This is a genomic window from Peribacillus alkalitolerans, assembly GCF_010882125.1.
In the GTDB taxonomy this organism is placed as follows: Bacteria; Bacillota; Bacilli; order Bacillales; family DSM-1321; genus Bacillus_BN; species Bacillus_BN alkalitolerans.
In genome coordinates this window covers 1-17,068 of sequence record NZ_JAAGVZ010000023.1, presented here as the reverse complement: position 1 = coordinate 17,068, position 17,068 = coordinate 1, and the positions used below count along the sequence as shown (strand labels likewise).

The 17,068-nt window shown below is 39.2% G+C and carries 17 protein-coding genes and 1 pseudogene; 6 read left to right on the top strand and 12 right to left on the bottom strand.

The annotated features are described in order from the left end of the window. Window positions 1-317 precede the first annotated feature (317 nt). Window positions 318-671 (bottom strand): DUF1360 domain-containing protein, encoded by a 354-nt coding sequence (locus G3O09_RS18870; protein WP_163102996.1) that lies wholly within the window; start codon window positions 669-671, stop codon window positions 318-320. Window positions 672-817: 146 nt separating this feature from the next. Here G3O09_RS18870 and G3O09_RS18865 point away from each other — a divergent pair, with 146 nt between their 5' ends. Then, on the top strand, window positions 818-1,375 hold the full coding sequence (locus G3O09_RS18865; protein ID WP_163102995.1) for a CotY/CotZ family spore coat protein: 558 nt from the start codon (window positions 818-820) through the stop codon (window positions 1,373-1,375). Window positions 1,376-1,425: 50 nt separating this feature from the next. Here G3O09_RS18865 and G3O09_RS18860 read toward each other — a convergent pair whose 3' ends face one another. The 5 genes and pseudogenes from G3O09_RS18860 to mgtE form a co-directional block, all read right to left on the bottom strand. Then, the gene (locus G3O09_RS18860; RefSeq protein WP_163102994.1) at window positions 1,426-1,980 is read right to left on the bottom strand and encodes a CotO family spore coat protein; all 555 of its coding nucleotides are present in this window, start codon (window positions 1,978-1,980) and stop codon (window positions 1,426-1,428) included. A gap of 450 nt (window positions 1,981-2,430) precedes the next feature. Next, window positions 2,431-2,601, bottom strand: a pseudogene (locus G3O09_RS18855) (transposase); the annotation flags it as partial. 277 nt (window positions 2,602-2,878) lie between these two features. After that, window positions 2,879-3,646 (bottom strand): enoyl-ACP reductase FabI, encoded by a 768-nt coding sequence (gene fabI / locus G3O09_RS18850; RefSeq protein WP_163102993.1) that lies wholly within the window; start codon window positions 3,644-3,646, stop codon window positions 2,879-2,881. A 310-nt stretch (window positions 3,647-3,956) separates the two neighbouring features. Next, the gene (locus G3O09_RS18845; protein ID WP_163102992.1) at window positions 3,957-4,331 is read right to left on the bottom strand and encodes a hotdog family protein; all 375 of its coding nucleotides are present in this window, start codon (window positions 4,329-4,331) and stop codon (window positions 3,957-3,959) included. Between the two features lie 429 nt (window positions 4,332-4,760). After that, window positions 4,761-6,101: a magnesium transporter gene (gene mgtE, locus G3O09_RS18840; RefSeq protein WP_420850360.1), complete on the bottom strand. Its 1,341-nt coding sequence runs from the start codon at window positions 6,099-6,101 to the stop codon at window positions 4,761-4,763. A gap of 337 nt (window positions 6,102-6,438) precedes the next feature. Here mgtE and prpE point away from each other — a divergent pair, with 337 nt between their 5' ends. After that, window positions 6,439-7,179, top strand: coding sequence for a bis(5'-nucleosyl)-tetraphosphatase PrpE (prpE, locus tag G3O09_RS18835; protein WP_163102990.1), 741 nt, complete (start codon window positions 6,439-6,441; stop codon window positions 7,177-7,179). A gap of 376 nt (window positions 7,180-7,555) precedes the next feature. Here the strand turns inward: prpE and G3O09_RS18830 are convergent, their stop codons facing one another. The 4 genes from G3O09_RS18830 to G3O09_RS18815 are packed head-to-tail and all read right to left on the bottom strand — an operon-like array spanning window position 7,556 to window position 10,305. After that, on the bottom strand, window positions 7,556-8,464 hold the full coding sequence (locus tag G3O09_RS18830) for an RluA family pseudouridine synthase (protein WP_163102989.1): 909 nt from the start codon (window positions 8,462-8,464) through the stop codon (window positions 7,556-7,558). Window position 8,465: 1 nt separating this feature from the next. Further along, window positions 8,466-9,263 carry an NAD kinase gene (locus G3O09_RS18825; RefSeq protein ID WP_163102988.1) on the bottom strand — a complete coding sequence of 266 codons (798 nt, stop codon included), beginning with the start codon at window positions 9,261-9,263 and terminating at the stop codon, window positions 8,466-8,468. A 24-nt stretch (window positions 9,264-9,287) separates the two neighbouring features. Then, window positions 9,288-9,917 carry a GTP diphosphokinase gene (gene yjbM / locus G3O09_RS18820; protein WP_163102987.1) on the bottom strand — a complete coding sequence of 210 codons (630 nt, stop codon included), beginning with the start codon at window positions 9,915-9,917 and terminating at the stop codon, window positions 9,288-9,290. Between the two features lie 22 nt (window positions 9,918-9,939). Then, on the bottom strand, window positions 9,940-10,305 hold the full coding sequence (locus tag G3O09_RS18815) for a UPF0738 family protein (protein ID WP_163102986.1): 366 nt from the start codon (window positions 10,303-10,305) through the stop codon (window positions 9,940-9,942). Between the two features lie 134 nt (window positions 10,306-10,439). On the opposite strand from G3O09_RS18815, the gene G3O09_RS18810 reads away from it, so the two are divergent. The 4 genes from G3O09_RS18810 to G3O09_RS18795 all read left to right on the top strand — a co-directional run bounded on the left by G3O09_RS18810 (window position 10,440) and on the right by G3O09_RS18795 (window position 13,264). Then, a complete protein-coding gene (locus G3O09_RS18810) occupies window positions 10,440-11,036 on the top strand; it encodes a CYTH domain-containing protein (protein WP_205439683.1) in 597 nt (198 codons plus the stop codon). Window positions 11,037-11,046: 10 nt separating this feature from the next. Continuing rightward, on the top strand, window positions 11,047-11,742 hold the full coding sequence (locus tag G3O09_RS18805; RefSeq protein ID WP_240338492.1) for a lytic transglycosylase domain-containing protein: 696 nt from the start codon (window positions 11,047-11,049) through the stop codon (window positions 11,740-11,742). A 149-nt stretch (window positions 11,743-11,891) separates the two neighbouring features. Next, on the top strand, window positions 11,892-12,275 hold the full coding sequence (locus G3O09_RS18800; protein WP_163102983.1) for a globin domain-containing protein: 384 nt from the start codon (window positions 11,892-11,894) through the stop codon (window positions 12,273-12,275). An 80-nt stretch (window positions 12,276-12,355) separates the two neighbouring features. Further along, window positions 12,356-13,264, top strand: coding sequence for a ClpXP adapter SpxH family protein (locus G3O09_RS18795; protein ID WP_163102982.1), 909 nt, complete (start codon window positions 12,356-12,358; stop codon window positions 13,262-13,264). A 545-nt stretch (window positions 13,265-13,809) separates the two neighbouring features. Here the strand turns inward: G3O09_RS18795 and pepF are convergent. After that, a complete protein-coding gene (gene pepF, locus G3O09_RS18790; protein WP_163102981.1) occupies window positions 13,810-15,624 on the bottom strand; it encodes an oligoendopeptidase F in 1,815 nt (604 codons plus the stop codon). Window positions 15,625-15,721: 97 nt separating this feature from the next. Next, window positions 15,722-16,876 carry a competence protein CoiA gene (locus G3O09_RS18785; RefSeq protein ID WP_163102980.1) on the bottom strand — a complete coding sequence of 385 codons (1,155 nt, stop codon included), beginning with the start codon at window positions 16,874-16,876 and terminating at the stop codon, window positions 15,722-15,724. Between the last annotated feature and the right edge of the window lie 192 nt (window positions 16,877-17,068).

Genomic DNA, 17,068 nt, shown 5'->3' with positions numbered 1-17,068 from the left:
GAAATTATGTTAATTAATTGAGGGAAACAAAGGAAATTGCAGTTTTGATTTGCAAAAAAAATAGAAATGTAGGAGCCCTACATTTCTACCTGATGTATTTATCGAGGTCTTTTTTTACTTCCGCAGCCACAGCCGCCTTTTTTTATTGGTTGTTGAACTGGTTGGGCTTGAACTTGAGGCCTTGGCGTTGGATAAATTTTTGGTTGATTTTGCATCATACTCATGCGCCTCCAATCTAAAAAATACCTTCTTCCATTACATTATATGAGGTTGGACAAAGGTGGTTTCTGTCAAAGGCCTATTACAACCATGTTTTTTTAATCCATCCATTTTTGAGCCAGCGTTTCAATTAAAGCAGCCAGACCAGCAACTGCTAAAATGACGATGACCATACCAAACCAGTTTGGACCAAATCGATAAGCCAGAACTAAAAAGATCGCAGACCAAACTCCAGTACACCAATGGCAGCTAAGTAAAGCTCCAATCCATCCTCGTATCCCTGATGTTTTTGGTACAATAAATAACTCCTTTTCTCCTTTTTCATTGGTTTCTTCTATTTCATCAAAAAAAGGCTTCCGAATGAATTCAGTAATTTTGTCGAAAACAATGAGGCGAGTTAGACGAAAACTTGCGAGCGCTAAGAGGAAAAAATGGAAGCTATTTTCGAACATGGTACACATCCCTACCCTTTAGATTAGTAATTTGTATACTTGTCATGATTTTCTATGTAATTTAGGCAACTAGCTCATGCCTTTTAGTACATTCCTTCATATTCTGTAAGTGACAAATGTCAATATATTATTAGGAGGAAATATTAATGGGTTGTGGAAATCACAGAATTTCAGATTCAAACGATTGCATAGTTGACACACTAGCCGCAATTGCTGATGCACAAGATCGTGTAGATGACCGTGATGATAAATGTAGAACGAGCTGTGATATGTCTATCGATGAACTAGTTAGTCCTACTAGATCAAGACGGAATCCGTTTGACACTATTCCAGTGTTGTTAACTGTCGAGGGTCAACCTTTCGAAGGCGTAGGTGCAAGAAGAGATCGTAATGGCTGCGGTATCTTTGACGTAGTGAGAAGCTTTCTTTTCCGCGTAAATGACGTAGACGAAAAAAACGGCTGTGCACAACTAGAGCTTCTCGAACTTGACCCTTGTGACAATGGTTCAGATGACGATGATGATGATAGGCTTGGAGGAAGAAGATGGGCAATTCCAGTAGACATCGTTACAGATTTTGACAGATTCCTTTTCAGATTGGATAATGCTGAACGTGTAATCCGTTCTGGAGTTTGCATCACAGTTGACCTAGACGACTTCACATCCGTTTCTTGCTTGCCACCAGTAAGGACATTCCGTAACTAAACGGAAGGCTACTGCCCCGCAGTAGCCTTTCTTTTATATTATAGTTTTTTCTAAAATTTAAGTACCACAATCGACTCAAAATCCTCTAGCTTGCATTCTAAAGGTTTTTGACTAAAACCAATCCGTACATAATAAGTATCGCCTTTCTTCTTATCGATATGGCCCCTTACCATCTTGCCCTTAATTTTCATATCACAGGTAGGCTTAGGTACAACTAACGGAATCCGAGCTAGGAAATTAATAAGCTCTTCTTTCGTCATTTCACTGAATTTTTTTCGTTCTTCCCCTTTCATGATCGTGTCGTCGGATAGTTTTACCTCAACCTCGGTTTCCTTACTCTGCACAGTTTCAGTGGCGACACTTGTACCTAATTCAACAATCACGTTCTCTTCTGTATCTACATGAATTTGCCTGACAACTTTTACCTCTGCTTTTTCCAGATTGAACGATTCATTTTCAGGGTTGCCATCATCTATTTCCACAACTTCTGGTTCATGTTTGGATATCCTATAAACGTCCTGCATATTTTGTTCGGGAGGAGAAATGTCTGGTTGAACGATATACATAAACGGCTTCACTTTTTTATCGTCACTGTTCTTACTCATAATCTCACCTTCCAAGTAATACCTCGGAATTTTACTCCCGTAGGCAGTATTTTATCTATATATATTCTGAATTCACTAAATTATGATGGTAAGGGTAAATTTACCAATTATTCCTTTATAACGAGAGTTTCACTTTCTTCATCATAATTTTCCCAGCCCAAAAAGGGTGGGAAAAGGTATCGAGAGTAATCTCTCTCGATACCTTTTTTTCATTTTTGATATGTATTGTAGGAGAAAAGGTTGATTTCCGCTCCAGACGCTTGCTTTCCGGGGGGCGTTCGCCGAGCCTCCTCGTCGCTACCGATCCTGCGGGGTCTCGCCTGTAACGCTATTCCCCCAGGAGTCAAGCGCCTTCCGCTCCAATCAACCAGTGTCCTTGAAAAATCAAGTCAAAAACCTGTTAATTAAGCTTTATGAATCTTACTCGAGCAACTTTCCATGTCCAAGTTGCTCTATACTAGAACGTCCTAAATTTGAATAGAAATGTTCAACTAACGGATAGATGAAGGTAAAATCAATCGCTGCATCGAGTTTTAGGACTAAGTGGTCCTGTGAAACAAGTTGTTCAATGGCCAGCATTTCTAATTGTTCACGTTCATTGATTTGATTTTTAGTCATCATCGTTTATCACACTCAAAAATATTTACGAGTTGGAGAGGAGGGCGACGACTCCTGCGGGAAAAGCGTGAGACTTGAGACCCCGGACGAAGCGTAGCGAAGGAGGAGGCTCAAGCCACGCCCGCGGAAAGCGTTCGCCCGGATCGGAAATCAACTTCTAGTTCTTAACTCTCGTTTTTCAATGTAAAAGAAAAAAGACTGTAGGCAAACTTGAAAATCTTCGAGTTTGCCTACAGTCTGAAAGGTTGGCATCCCGCCACCCTTTTCATTTTATTATTTCTTATAATACATGGTATCCAGAATCCACGTGAATGTTCTCTCCTGTAATTCCACGAGACATATCGCTGAATAGGAATGCTGCTGTATCTCCCACTTCTTCTGGCGTTGTTGTACGACGAAGTGGAGCAGTTTCTTCGATTTCTTTTAAGATGGAATTGAAATCGCTAACCCCTTTTGCTGATAGTGTACGGATTGGACCAGCAGAAATCGAGTTCACACGGATTCCTTTTTTGCCTAAATCATTCGCTAAATATTTAACGCTTGCGTCTAATGAAGCTTTTGCAACACCCATTACGTTATAGTTAGGAACTACACGTTCTCCACCTAAATAAGTTAATGTCACAATGCTTCCGCCTTCTGTCATTAAACCTTCAGCTACTTTAGCAACAGCTGTTAAGCTGTAAGAGCTGATGTTATGAGCTAACAAGAATCCTTCTCTTGTCGTATTCATATAGTCGCCTTCTAATTCTTCCTTGTTAGCGAAAGCGATACAATGTGCCAATCCATGGATTGCCCCTACTTCTTCCTTAATCTCTGCAAAGCACTTTTCAATATCTTGATCATTCGTAACATCACATGGTAGAACTAGACTGTTCGCACCAAGAGACTCTGCAAGTTCACGAACACTTTTCTCCAACCTTTCTCCTGCGTAAGTAAAGATCAGTTTAGCCCCTGCAGTGTGCAATGATCTAGCAATTCCCCAAGCGATGCTTCGTTTGTTGGCTACACCCATTACCACATATGTTTTTCCATCTAAAGAAAGAGTCATTTCTATATGTCCTCCTATTTTATACAAGTTATTAGTACCTACTACTAATAATAACACAAAAAGATTACGACTAGAAAGTTTTTTATGGAGATTTTTGATACGTATTACACATATTTCAGTAAATTGGTTCAAAATATCACTCTTTAAATTTCCCAATAGGAATAGCATACGTTATTTATCCGTAAATTTTGGTCATTTATCCGTGAGAAATATTTGATTATAAAATCTCTACTAATGTATCAATCTCACCTTCTTTAACAGTGAACTCACTAAACGATCCAAATTTACTTTTAGTTTTATCCCCTTATAATCATAGTATCACTCCAGAAAATTCCCCTCTTAGCACTTCTTTTTCATTCTGATTCCAACATATAAAGGATGCAGTAATTAACGTTCTATCCTCTTGCTTTTCAAATTGTTCTATCTTTACTTCACAAAGAATTGTATCTGTTGTAAATACTGGTCTTATAAACTCGAATGTCATTTTGCGAGCGAGGACATTGTAATCTCCTCCTATTTTAGTTGGCAAGGTTGCAGTTAGTAATCCCTGAATTACAAGCCTTCCCTGTTCGTCCGGATTAATATGGTGAGTCCCTTCATCCCCAGAGATTTTAGTGAACAGTTCTACATCTTGTATCGTAAAAGTCCGCTCAAATTGAATAACATCCCCAACTTTTAATGGCACTTGGATTCCCCCTGTATTAAAAAAATGCTACGTACCATTCTTATTCTTTTTTAAGCTTCAACAATCCTTCCAAATAGAGTAGTGTAAGAGCTAATTTCTCTAAGGCTCTTTTCATATAGATTGTTGTTATTAGACTATAATGTTTATCCGTTGATTGCAGCGAGAGGCACTTGCTTTTTCCTGGGAGGGTGGGAGCCTCCTTTCGCGTTATCCGCCTGTGGGGTCTCCCACTTCCCTCTTTTTCCCGCAGGACTTTGAATAAGCTTCCTCGATTAAACACCGCACGAAGGAAATGCGAATGCATTTTCGAGGAGCAAGTGCCCTCCACTACAATCAACTCAGATAGTTAAAATTTAAATTGCACTAAAAGCAACAAATTTTGCGAAAACAGCATTCTCCAAATAAAAAAACCTGCGAATCCGCAGGTTTTCATTTTAAATAACTCATAAATAATGTCGCCATACCAAAATAGATTAAAATACTGATTAAGTCATTAATTGTGGTTATAAATGGTCCAGAAGCAACAGCCGGATCGATTTTCATACGGTGCATTAATAGAGGTACTAGTGAACCAGCTAATGTTGCAACAATTAAGGTAGAAAAAATCGATAACCCTACTAGGAAACCTAAAAACCAATCTCCATGCCAAAAATATACCACAAACGTCACTAACACTCCGCAAGTTGCACCAGTAATGACTCCAGTTCCCGCTTCACGAAGGATTAGTTTCCACTTACTTTCTTGTTCCAGATCACCAGTGGCAATACCACGTACTGCTACTGCAAGTGCCTGTGTTCCTGTATTTCCTGCCATTCCAGCAATTAAAGGAATAAATACAGCCAAAATCGCTTTTTGGTTTAATGTCTCTTCAAACCTTCCAATCAAACTCGCTGTCATCATACCAAGGAATAATAAAATTACGAGCCATGGAAGACGTTTTCGAGCAGCTCCCACTGGATTTCTGTCCATTCGATCGAGGTCTGATACCCCCGCAAGCTTAGAATAGTCGTCCGAAGCCTCTTCATCCATAACATCGATAATGTCATCGACAGTAATGATACCTAATAAATGGTTCTGGAAATCCACAACTGGTACGGCCAAGAAATTGTAATCCCTCATTTTCCTAGCGACTTCTTCCTGGTCCTCACTTACTGAAACCGATACGACACGATCGCTCATCACTTCTGAAATCATCGTATCATCATCTGAAACAATCAAGTCACGCAGGGAAATAACCCCAGCAAGTTTTTTATCTTCATCTACAACATACACATAATAAATGGTTTCCGCACGAGGAGCTTCATTTTTCAAAATATACATTGCTGATCGGACCGTCTGATTCTTGGAGATGGCAATGAACTCCGTCGTCATGATACTACCAGCTGTATACTCCTCATAATGAAGAAGCTCTTTAATTTCTTGTGCCGCCTCATCATCCATGATGGTCAGATAGCTAACTACCTGATCTTTATCCAATTCGTTCAATACGTCAACCGCGTCATCTGCATACATTTGAGCTAGCATATCGGCAACATAAGTTGGATTCATTTCGGAAAGAAGCTCTTCGTATTCGTCTTCTTCTATTTCAAGATTTTCAAATAACCCAGCCATTTCCTCAGGGGATAAGTAATGATAGATTTTCGACCTGATTTCCTTGTCTAGCTTCATATAAAGCTTCGCTTGATCATATGGATGTAATTCAGTAAACTCGTCTCGAAAAGCATCTAAATTATCTTCTTCGAGCGCATTTTTTATCAGGTCTTCGTTCATTTTCTCTATTTCACGCTCGCGTTCCTGCTGTTCACTCATTACCTTCCCCCCTCTCAACCTAATGGCCATTCTATTGATACATCGTAATTTATATCTTTTTACCCTCCATTATACTAGCAAAACTAAAAGGCTTTGTCGCTACTAAAATGAAGGAAATTGATTTCTTTACATGTATTATTCATCAGTTCAATCTGTATTAGAACCATCCTATCCAAATATATTATTCAAGCTCCCATCAAAACGAAACACCCTTCTGGCAATACCTTCCTTTATAATGCCTAAACTATGGTAAGATACTACAAATGGAAGCAACAAATTGAGGATAGGGTGTTGATACATGAAGCTAGATATTATTGGTGATATTCATGGATGTTTTGAAGAACTTCATGCTTTAACAGAAAAAATAGGGTACCAGTGGCAGGATGACATACCAGTCCATCCTGATGGAAGGAAATTAGCGTTTGTGGGGGATTTGGCTGATCGTGGGCCACAGTCACTAAAAGTGATTGAAGTGGTTTGGAGGTTAGCCGTTGAAAAACAAGACGCTTACTATACACCAGGAAACCATTGCAACAAGCTTTACCGATTTTTCAAAGGAAACAAAGTCCAAGTCTCACACGGATTGGAGACAACAGTTGCAGAGTATGAAGCTCTCTCTAAGGAGGAGCAAAAAGAAATACGAACTAAGTTCATGGAGCTTTATGAGAAGGCCCCATTATATCAAACGCTAGATGATAAGCAGCTTATCATAGCTCATGCTGGCATATCAGAAAAATATATCGGTCGCACTGACGAAAAAGTACGAACCTTTGTATTTTATGGGGATATCACTGGCGAAAAACACCCAGACGGTTCCCCTGTTAGACGTGATTGGGCACTTCACTATCGAGGAAAACCGTTGATTGTTTATGGACATACCCCTGTAAAAGAAGCACGTAAGATACAAAACACTTACAATATCGACACTGGTTGCGTGTTTGGAGGTAAGTTGACGGCATTACGATACCCAGAACTGGAAGTAGTCGATGTACCCTCAAGCATGCCGTTTGTTCCGGAGAAATTCAGGTCGTTTGATTAAGATTCACTAAAGACGGGGAACTATTTTTAGTTCTTCTTATACTTTTTGAACAAATACCCACTAAGAAACAAACCACACACTCCACTTCCAATGGAGCTGAATAGGGAAATCCACACCATAATATGTACCTTGCCTTCCCCAATCGGACCTATTCTGGGTTGATAGATATTGTAAATCACATGGAAGGAAAAAATAATTAAATTGGTAGACATTAATAATACAAAATACTTTCTCACTTCCACACCTTCTTCCCTATTCATTTCCGCGGAAATAATCGAATTTTAGCGGATAAAAACAGCTTTTTACGATTGAAATCGAATGTTCGCACTAATGCTGTTATCGTTAGCCCATTTATACAAAAGACAAAAAGCTGGACCTATTTTTTTGTGCGGTCCAGCTCTTTTATTCTCTTCATATCATCAGGCAGTTCGATACTAAAAGATAGCTCTTTCTCTAAAAAAGGATGATAAAAAGTTACGCTTTGACAGTGTAGCGCTTGCCGATTTATCATATCCCTTTTCCCTCCATATAAATCGTCCCCTAACAACGGATTGCCGATATAGCTCATATGTACTCGGATTTGGTGAGTGCGACCTGTCATCAATCTTAGACGTACATGAGAAAACCCATCGTATTGGCCCAGTACTTCATAAAAAGTGCATGCGTATTGTCCATCTTCCCTTACTTCCCGTTCAATGATACTTGTCGGTCTTCGTCCAATGGGAGCCTCTATTTTTTTCGTTCCATTCTCCAAATCCCCATGAACGAATGCTTCGTAAAGACGCTTCACTCCGCCACTCTTTTGCTGTTCGCTCATCAAATGGTGGACGTGACGATGTTTGGCAATTAACACCAAACCGGATGTGTCCCGATCCAAACGGGTCACAACATGGATAGTGGACCCGATGCCTTTTTCTTTGTAATAACCAGCCAATCCGTTCGCAAGACTGCCTGTAGGATGCTCACGGGATGGGATAGTATTCATAAAGGGGGGCTTATTGACAATCAGTACGAAATCATCCTCGTATAGGATTTCGAGCGGGAAAATTTCTGCAATCAAGCCCTCGCTTGGCGCCTCTAGTGGAAAATAAATAACTACCTCATCGCCTTCTGCAAGATGTCGACGAACAGTCGCTTCTTCACCATTAACGAGAATCGTTCCGCCATCAAATTTTATGTCAGTCAAGGCTGATTTTGAAATATGTTTAATTTTTAGGAACTCCCGCAATACAAATCCACTCTCACCACTGACAACCTGCCAGCTTAAACAAAAACGTTTTTCCATATTAACCTTCCGAAATAAATGAATCGTGTACTCTCTTCCAGAATGGGAATGGCCTGAATCGTGCAAAACGCACTCTCTCATCTGCTACTCTAAACTGAATGGATTTCACTTCTTTATGAAGAATTTGCAAATGATCGACTGTAACTATAAAATCGACCTGTTTAACCGCCTTCAGCATACACGTATGGTGACTCGGCAAAATCAATGGGGAGCCTACCGTTCTAAATACGCGATTGTTGATGGATGCCATTTCAGCTAACTGAATCGCATTAATGGAAGGATGGAGAATCGCCCCACCTAGAGCTTTGTTATACGCCGTACTTCCTGATGGAGTCGATACGCACAATCCATCTCCACGGAAAGTCTCGAAATGCTGCCCCTTGATTTCTACATCCATAACCAGTGTACCTTCGACACTTTTTACTGTAGACTCATTCAAAGCCAAATATTTTTTCTCACGCGTGCCGTTTGAGAAGCGGACAATGACCTCAAGTAGGGGGTATTCAATAATTTGATACGGTGTTTTTGCAATTGCAATAACCAACTTCTCAATTTCATCAGGAGTCCAATCGGCATAAAATCCAAGATGTCCTGTATGTACCCCAACAAAAGCTGTTTTATCCAGTCTACTTCTATAACGGTGAAACGCATACAATAACGTACCATCTCCACCAACTGAGATTACGATATCTGGCTGTTCTTCATCATATTCCAATTGGAAATCGATCAGATACGATTTCATTTTATGCATTAATGTATTCGACTTTTGATCACCTTTTGAGGTTATAGCAAACTTCATGACTTCCCTCCTCCATCCATTATTTTAGCCTTCTTGCGATTCCTTTTTCCTTGAAAACACACGTTGTGCCTCTTGTATCTCCAAGCGAATTTGTGACATTTCTTCATCTAGTCTGAAGGCTGCTTCTGCCGCCCGTTGCAGCCTGTCTCGGATATCCTCCGGAAATTGACCTTTATATTTATAATTCAAAGAATGCTCAATGGTCGCCCAAAAATTCATAGCAAGTGTACGAATTTGGATTTCAATTAAGATTTTCTTTTCACCATGAATCGTTTGGACCGGGTACCTAATCACCACATGGTACGACCTGTAACCGCTCACTTTTTTATGAGAAATATAATTTCGTTCCTCCACGATTTCAAGGTCATTTCGCTTTCGTAAAATCTCTACTACCACTCTAATGTCATCCACAAACTGACACATCATCCTCAGGCCAGCAATGTCCTGCATTTCATGTTCTAGCTTATTCAATGGAATGCCTTTGCTATTGGCTTTATCCAGAATACTAGCGATAGGCTTTACCCGACCTGTCACAAATTCAATCGGTGAATGTATTCCCTCTCGCTCAAATTGATTTCTCATCCCTTTTAATTTAACCTTAAGCTCCTCGACCGCTTGTTTATAAGGAGCTAAAAAATCATCCCAATGCTTCACAATCCCACCACCTTAACAAGACTTACTTGAAGATTCTCTCAACTTCGGCAACCATTTCTTCCCCATAGTTGCTATTGCCTTCAATATTATCAATCAAGTATTTCAATTCATCTTGAAAATTGGTCAATTCTAAATTTCCTTCACCATACAGATAAACAGGTAAATTTTGTTCTAAGCCTACTTTAAGCTCTTCCCAAATACATTTCGTAAGCTCTATGTACTGATACTCTTCATTTTCTTCTATGATATAAATGAATGCTAGGTTATCCGAATCCACCAACATTTGTTCTCTTGCCACCGCATTATTTAAAACAACATTCTTACCGCAATGCAACTGCACTTGTTGATCAGATATTTTTGCATCTTCAATTGTAATTTTCTTTCTCATGACTGTTCCTCCTGCACTACCCGTTCATTTTTTGTTCTCAAAAAGACTCTTATATTTTACCATAAGACTTACTTCTTTCCTAAGAATCAAGTATGATTATCCTTAGAAAAGCTGTACGAAAGGAATGAATGGTCCTGTCTACCCATCTGGAAATCGAATTCAAGAACCTGCTTACAAATGAAGAGTTCCGTCGCTTATGCGATTTTTTTCATATCAAAGAAGCATCATTCATTAGTCAAACGAATCATTATTTTGATACGGAAGGTTTTGCCTTAAAGGATGCTGGAAGTGCTTTACGTTTACGTGAGAAAAAAGGCAAATGGGAAATGACATTGAAGCAACCAGCCGAAGTAGGTTTGCTTGAAACGAACCAAGACTTAGATGAATCAATGGCTAAAGCATTTATTGAAAACAATGCTTTTCCTGTTGGGGAGGTTAAATCGACCGTCCAATCAATCATTGATGGAATAGAAGGACTTCACCATTTTGGATCTTTGACCACTTCACGAGTGGAGATCCCCTATGAAGGTGGCCTTCTTGTATTCGACCATAGTTCCTATCTTTCAACAGAAGATTTCGAGATAGAATATGAAGTACAAAACTTCGAAGCTGGCAAGGAGATATTTTACAATTTACTAAATGAGCTTCACATTCCGGTCCGTAAAACCGAAAATAAAATTAAGCGATTCTATAATCAGAAGCTACTCCAAAAAAAGAGTAACCTTATATGAGGTGAAGATAGTGAAAATAGATGAATTAAAGGCTTTATTTGAAGTACAAGCACTTAATAACTTAGACCGTACTTCCGATAATACTTCTAGAAATGGTCAAAACGATATGTTCCAGCAGCTGCTCTCGCAGTTCATAAATGAAGAGTCGAATACTAATCCGAATCTTTCATCTCTTGGAAGTGTTGATAATATCCTTGAAATGGTGGAGGAAAATAAAGATAACCTGCTTTCTTTTGCATCAATGCTACCATTACAAGCAAGTTCTTCTTTCTCACCCATCATTTCAGAAACTTTTGAAAAAGTATCTGAAAAAGTGGACTCTGTATCATCAATGGGTTTCCATGATGTCATAGAATTAGCCGCTGAACGATTTAATTTGCCGGTAAAATTAATTCAATCCGTCATTCAACATGAATCGAGTTTCAATCCAAACGCTCAAAGCCACGCGGGTGCATCGGGCCTTATGCAATTAATGCCCTCCACTGCTAAATGGCTAGGTGTTAAAAACGTATTCGATCCGCTCGAAAATATCATGGGTGGCAGTAAGTACTTAAGACAGATGCTGGATAAATATGATGGCAATACCGAATTGGCATTAGCCGCTTATAATGCTGGTCCTGGAAACGTTGATAAATACAACGGTATCCCACCATTTAGAGAAACACAAAATTACGTGAAAAAAATCATGAAATCCTATCTTGGTTAAAACGTCCCTCCCTTTGGATGGATGTTTTTTTGTGGAAAACGACTCTTTAACAGGCCCGAGCTAGATGTTTGAGATATTTGCCATCAGTTGATAAAATAAATGAAGAAATGGAAAGACAACTTTTTTCTTACTTTAAAGGAGAATTATTTATGAGTGAACGATCCACCACCCCTTTTGAAGCAATTGGTGAGGACAAACTGTATGAACTAATTGAACTATTTTACGAAAAGGTTAGCAATAATTCTGTTCTAAAGCCCATCTTTCCAGACGATTTGTCAGAGACTGCAAGAAAACAAAAGCAATTTATGACCCAGTATTTAGGTGGGCCATCACTATATACCGACGAACATGGACATCCTATGTTAAGAGCTCGCCACATGCCATTTGAAGTGACTCCAAAAAGAGCAGAAGCATGGCTCGCATGTATGCGGGAAGCAATGGATGAGGTTGGGCTTTCCGGTCCAATACGCGAGTTTTTCTACCAACGATTGGAGTTAACCGCAAATCATATGATTAATACACCCGAAAATTGAAAACCAGGCAAAAATTAGTTAATGGTCAAATGACATCATGTAAATCACTGGTTAATGATCTTATTAACCGCGAAAGGAGAATGCAGTTGAGTTCTCAAAAGCCCGTTTTCAAGATTTCTGAATGGTTTAATTCACAGCATTGTGTGGGGACCGGAAAAAAGCCGGTTGAAATATATGTATTCATTGATCCATTATGTCCTGAATGCTGGGCAATGGAACCAAACCTGAAGAAACTCCTTGTGGAATACGGTCAATTCTTTAGTATCAAACATATCCTTACAGGAAAATTAACTGATTTGAATTTTTGCAGTAAAGTATCCGAAACCATGGCCCAAGTATGGGAACGGACAGCAAGTCGTACTGGCATGTCATGTGATGGAAGCCTTTGGTTTCAAAACCCTATCTCATCACCTTATAACATATCGATTGCCATAAAGGCTGCTGAGTTACAAGGAAGAAGAGTTGGCACCAAATTCCTTCGTAAATTACGAGAGCTACTGTTCTTGGAAAAACAAAATATTTCCGATATGAACGTACTGACTGATTGTGCCCGTAGTATTGGTCTGGATGTAGAAGAATTTATGAACGATATCACATCAGAAGCCGCAGCAAAGGCTTTCCAATGTGACTTAAAAATTTCTATTGAAATGGAAGTCACAGAAAGTCCAACAGTCGTATTTTTTAATCAAAATATTGAAGAAGAAGGCATCAAAGTATCAGGTGCTTACCTATATGAAGTGTACGTTACCATTTTGGAGGAAATGCTCGGAGAACTCCCTCCTCCTGCCGAACTGCCACCCATCGAAACATTCATTCATTACTTTGGACTTGTTGCTACAAAAGAAATCGCTGTCGTATACAACATGAAGGATTCAGACGTGGAACGGGAAATGAAAAAACTAATCCTACAACAAAAAGTAGAAAAAATGCCAGTTAAGTACGGTACCTTCTGGAAATACATCGGAAGAGATAGATCTGAATGTAAATAATGAAAAAACCCTGCAGGGATGGGCAGGGTTTTTTGCTATATATACGAACAAAGGGGATGGGAGAGTTTTTCACGGTCAAACAAAGGGGTATATGTTTGTTAGTGATTAACTTCACACCCCTACTATAACAAGGAAACATATCCTTTTCAATTCGTTTGTTAGTTATTTCACAATATTGTCAAATTCTTAGAATATTGCGAGACAACCCTCAATAAAAATAATAACAATGACAACTTTACATAGGAGGAAATTATGAAAACCTATCTTATATGGATCATCCCTTGCCTTATCCTAGCCTCATTTTTATTACACATCCTCGCATTAATGAACCTATTCCCTATCCTTATCAGTGCACCTCTACTATTTTTCAGCATCTTACTTTTAATACTCGTTATCAATGACCGGAAAAGATTTAAGGGATTTTAAATGGTAGATAATATTTTAAGAATACGAAACCAACCCCCTCTCTCAAATCAACAGAACAAATTCGTCTATCCTCAAAAATCATAAAACGGCCAAGTGCTCAAGCACTTGGCCGTCGATGATTATTTTAGTAACTCTTCCATCTCAGCTAGCTTTTCTTCGAAAACTTTCAAGGCTTCGCGGATTGGATCTGCAGTTGTCATATCGACACCTGCTTTTTTCAATACTTCGATCGGATAATCAGAGCTTCCCGCTTTTAAGAATTCCAAGTAGCGGTCAACTGCTGGTTGGCCTTCTTCTAGTATTTGTTTGCTTAAGGCAGTTGCTGCACTGAAGCCAGTAGCATATTGGTATACATAATAGTTGTAATAGAAGTGAGGAATTCTTGCCCACTCTAGACCGATTTCTTCATCGATAGTGATTTCTTCACCGAAGTACTTCTTATTCAATGCGTAGTATTCTTTAGTCAATAGCTCAGCTGTTAATGCTTCACCTTCTTGAGCCTTTTTGTGAATCAAATGCTCGAATTCAGCAAACATCGTTTGACGGAATACTGTTCCGCGGAAACCTTCTAGGTAATGGTTCAGTAAGTACAAGCGCTTTTTCTCATCATCGATAGTCTTTAATAGATAATCGTTCAACAAGTTTTCGTTACATGTTGATGCAACCTCTGCCACGAAAATTGAGTAGTTTCCATACGGATAAGGTTGAGTCTTACGTGTGTAATAGCTGTGAACAGAATGACCGAATTCGTGCGCAAGAGTGAATAGGTTGTTCACGTTGTCTTGCCAGTTCATCAAGATATATGGATTAGTCCCATATGATCCAGAGGAGTATGCTCCGCTACGCTTCCCTTTATTTTCATGAACATCCACCCAACGGTTCTCAAATCCCTCTTTTAACACGTTTGCGTAATCTTCACCAAGAGGAGCAAGACCCTTTAGGATATAGTCCTTCGCTTCTTCGTAGGACACTTCCATTTTTACTTCTTTCACAAGTGGGGTGAACAAGTCATACATATGTAAATCATCCAGCCCTAGTACCTTTTTGCGTAAATCCACATATTTGTGAAGCAAATGAAGATTTTCATTTACCGTGTTGACTAAATTTTCATATACGGATTCTGGGATATTATTGTTGCTTAATGCAGCATGGCGTGCAGATTCGTAGTTACGGACTTTAGCATTGAAATTATCCTTTTTCACCGTGCCGGACAATGTGCTCGAAAATGTATTTTGATATTTGCCATACGTAGCGTAAACCGCTTTGAACGCATCTTCGCGTACTTGGCGATTTTCGCTTTCAAGGAATCGAATATAACGCCCATGTGTGATCTGTACTTCCTCTCCGTCCTCACCTTTGATAGATGGGAATTCCAAATCAGCATTATTCAACATACCGAAAGTATTGCTTGATGCACTCATTACCTCGGAGGCCTGGGCCAAAAGTGCCTCTGCTTCGGCTGAAAGCACGTGCGGTCTTTGCAGGTTAATTTCATCCAATGCATGCTTATAAAGCTTAAGTTCTTCCTTTTCGTTCAGGAATTGTTCAATTTTGCTTTCATCAACACTTAGAACTTCAGGAACTATGTATGATAAGGCGCTTGCTGCTTGTGTATAAAGTGTTTTTGCGCGGTCATCCATACCTTGATAAAGTGAGTTCGTTGTATCTTGATCATATCTCATATGTGAATAAGCATAAAGCTTACCTAATCTTTCAGTCAGTGCATCTTGGAATTGAAGTGCAGAGTATAGCGTGTCTGCACTATCCCCAAGTGTATCCTTAAAGGAACCAGCTTTCTTGATTTCTTCCTTTAATTCCTTTAACTCCTGTTCCCAGTTTTCATCGGATGCAAAGATATCCTCTAGTCTCCAGGTATCTTCGACAGCAATGTCTTTTCTAGATGGCAAAGTTTTTACAGCAGTTTCTTGTGCCATGATTTTCCTCCAATCTCCATAAAAAAATATACTCCATTTACTACTATTTCTTCTTTTTGAAAAAAAATCCTGCTTTTTTATCTTTCGGTTTCCTTAATTATTTTGGATTGAGTTGCTTCCATGCCTTCCCCAACCATGCATCGTCTTCCGGAGATTGTTTACCGGTGCACCATTCAAAGCTACCATCCATGTTTTTCATGACACCAATGATCACCAGTAATTCAAGATAGTTTGATAGCGCTTTTGAAGGATTAGGCTCAATGAGTGGAAATTTCCGCGGCACGATGTTTCCTTTCCTAATCCGGTTTACAAAATGACTGTTGATAAAAGCATATGTGATTCGTTCCCCAGGCTTTCTATGTCGAAAACAGTCAAACCAAATCCAAAATTGCCATTCGACCGCTGGCGTTAGTATGTACTGCAAACCTTTAACAGGCAGACCAATTTCAATAGGCAATGTCGCTGTTCTTATACCACTACGATAGAGGGCTTGCCAAAAAGCACTTTTTGGATTTAGATATCGGTAGGCATTCTCCTTCCAGTTATTCCTTTTTCTTCTCCAGCAATTGAGTATATGTAAAGAAGAGGTTTGGAATGACAGATCAATGAGTTGAGAGAAAGATAATATGTGGGAAGACTTTTTCGTAAGTGTGGCAAAAACGGTTTGAGAAGTAAACGGATATAGTTCGTGGAGAATATAGAAAGATTGTTCAGTAGTAGAATAAAACAATAAAAACGAAGATTGAAAAAACGACCAAATCATTGGGGAAATTCTAAATTCATGAGGGGATGTCTGAAGGAGCCAGGAGGAGGATAAAATCCATACAGGGGAAATACCTGAATTTTTATAGGCTGTCGTTCTCTTTTCTAAAGAGTCAAATGCTAGAGATGAGCATTGAAACTCCAGTGCGAATTTCCTCCCCTTCTCATCTTCGAAGTAAACATCCGCTCTTTGGGAGATGGCAGGTAAATATTTTTCTAATACAGGATTTAAACCTTGCAGTTGTAACCAAGAATACATTTGCAGCTTTCCTTCTATATGCTCTTTTGATTCGTTTTCAGAATCCACATTACATATATTATCGCGGAAATGCGCGAAATGCGGAATCTTCACAGCCCCACTTTTTAACAAGACTTTTTCCTTACAACCGGGACAAAAAAATTCTTCCCGCTTTAGTGCTTTTGTCTTTTCATCGGACAATATCTTAGGCAATGATATGGGCACCCCATGTTTATTTAAAGCGACTAACATCCATGCACCTCCTGAAGGGACATATTCAACATCACATTCGAAAATCCTTCAATAATAAACAAAATAAAATGGAGTGCAAAATTGCACTCCATCCAGATTGTCGACAAAAGGTATCGAGAGTACGCTCTCTCGATACCTTTTGTCATTTTTGATATGTATGGTAGGCGAAAAGGTTGATTTCCGCTCCAGGCG

What these genes read in the sequence shown, in the direction of transcription:
- G3O09_RS18870 (WP_163102996.1), bottom strand. Translation starts at nt 671, where the DNA reads ATGTTCGAAAATAGCTTCCATTTTTTCCTCTTAGCGCTCGCAAGTTTT.
- G3O09_RS18865 (WP_163102995.1), top strand. Translation starts at nt 818, where the DNA reads ATGGGTTGTGGAAATCACAGAATTTCAGATTCAAACGATTGCATAGTT.
- G3O09_RS18860 (WP_163102994.1), bottom strand. Translation starts at nt 1,980, where the DNA reads ATGAGTAAGAACAGTGACGATAAAAAAGTGAAGCCGTTTATGTATATC.
- fabI (WP_163102993.1), bottom strand. Translation starts at nt 3,646, where the DNA reads ATGACTCTTTCTTTAGATGGAAAAACATATGTGGTAATGGGTGTAGCC.
- mgtE (WP_420850360.1), bottom strand. Translation starts at nt 6,101, where the DNA reads ATGAACGAAGACCTGATAAAAAATGCGCTCGAAGAAGATAATTTAGAT.
- prpE (WP_163102990.1), top strand. Translation starts at nt 6,439, where the DNA reads ATGAAGCTAGATATTATTGGTGATATTCATGGATGTTTTGAAGAACTT.
- G3O09_RS18830 (WP_163102989.1), bottom strand. Translation starts at nt 8,464, where the DNA reads ATGGAAAAACGTTTTTGTTTAAGCTGGCAGGTTGTCAGTGGTGAGAGT.
- G3O09_RS18825 (WP_163102988.1), bottom strand. Translation starts at nt 9,263, where the DNA reads ATGAAGTTTGCTATAACCTCAAAAGGTGATCAAAAGTCGAATACATTA.
- G3O09_RS18815 (WP_163102986.1), bottom strand. Translation starts at nt 10,305, where the DNA reads ATGAGAAAGAAAATTACAATTGAAGATGCAAAAATATCTGATCAACAA.
- G3O09_RS18800 (WP_163102983.1), top strand. Translation starts at nt 11,892, where the DNA reads ATGAGTGAACGATCCACCACCCCTTTTGAAGCAATTGGTGAGGACAAA.
- G3O09_RS18795 (WP_163102982.1), top strand. Translation starts at nt 12,356, where the DNA reads ATGCAGTTGAGTTCTCAAAAGCCCGTTTTCAAGATTTCTGAATGGTTT.
- pepF (WP_163102981.1), bottom strand. Translation starts at nt 15,624, where the DNA reads ATGGCACAAGAAACTGCTGTAAAAACTTTGCCATCTAGAAAAGACATT.
- G3O09_RS18785 (WP_163102980.1), bottom strand. Translation starts at nt 16,876, where the DNA reads ATGTTAGTCGCTTTAAATAAACATGGGGTGCCCATATCATTGCCTAAG.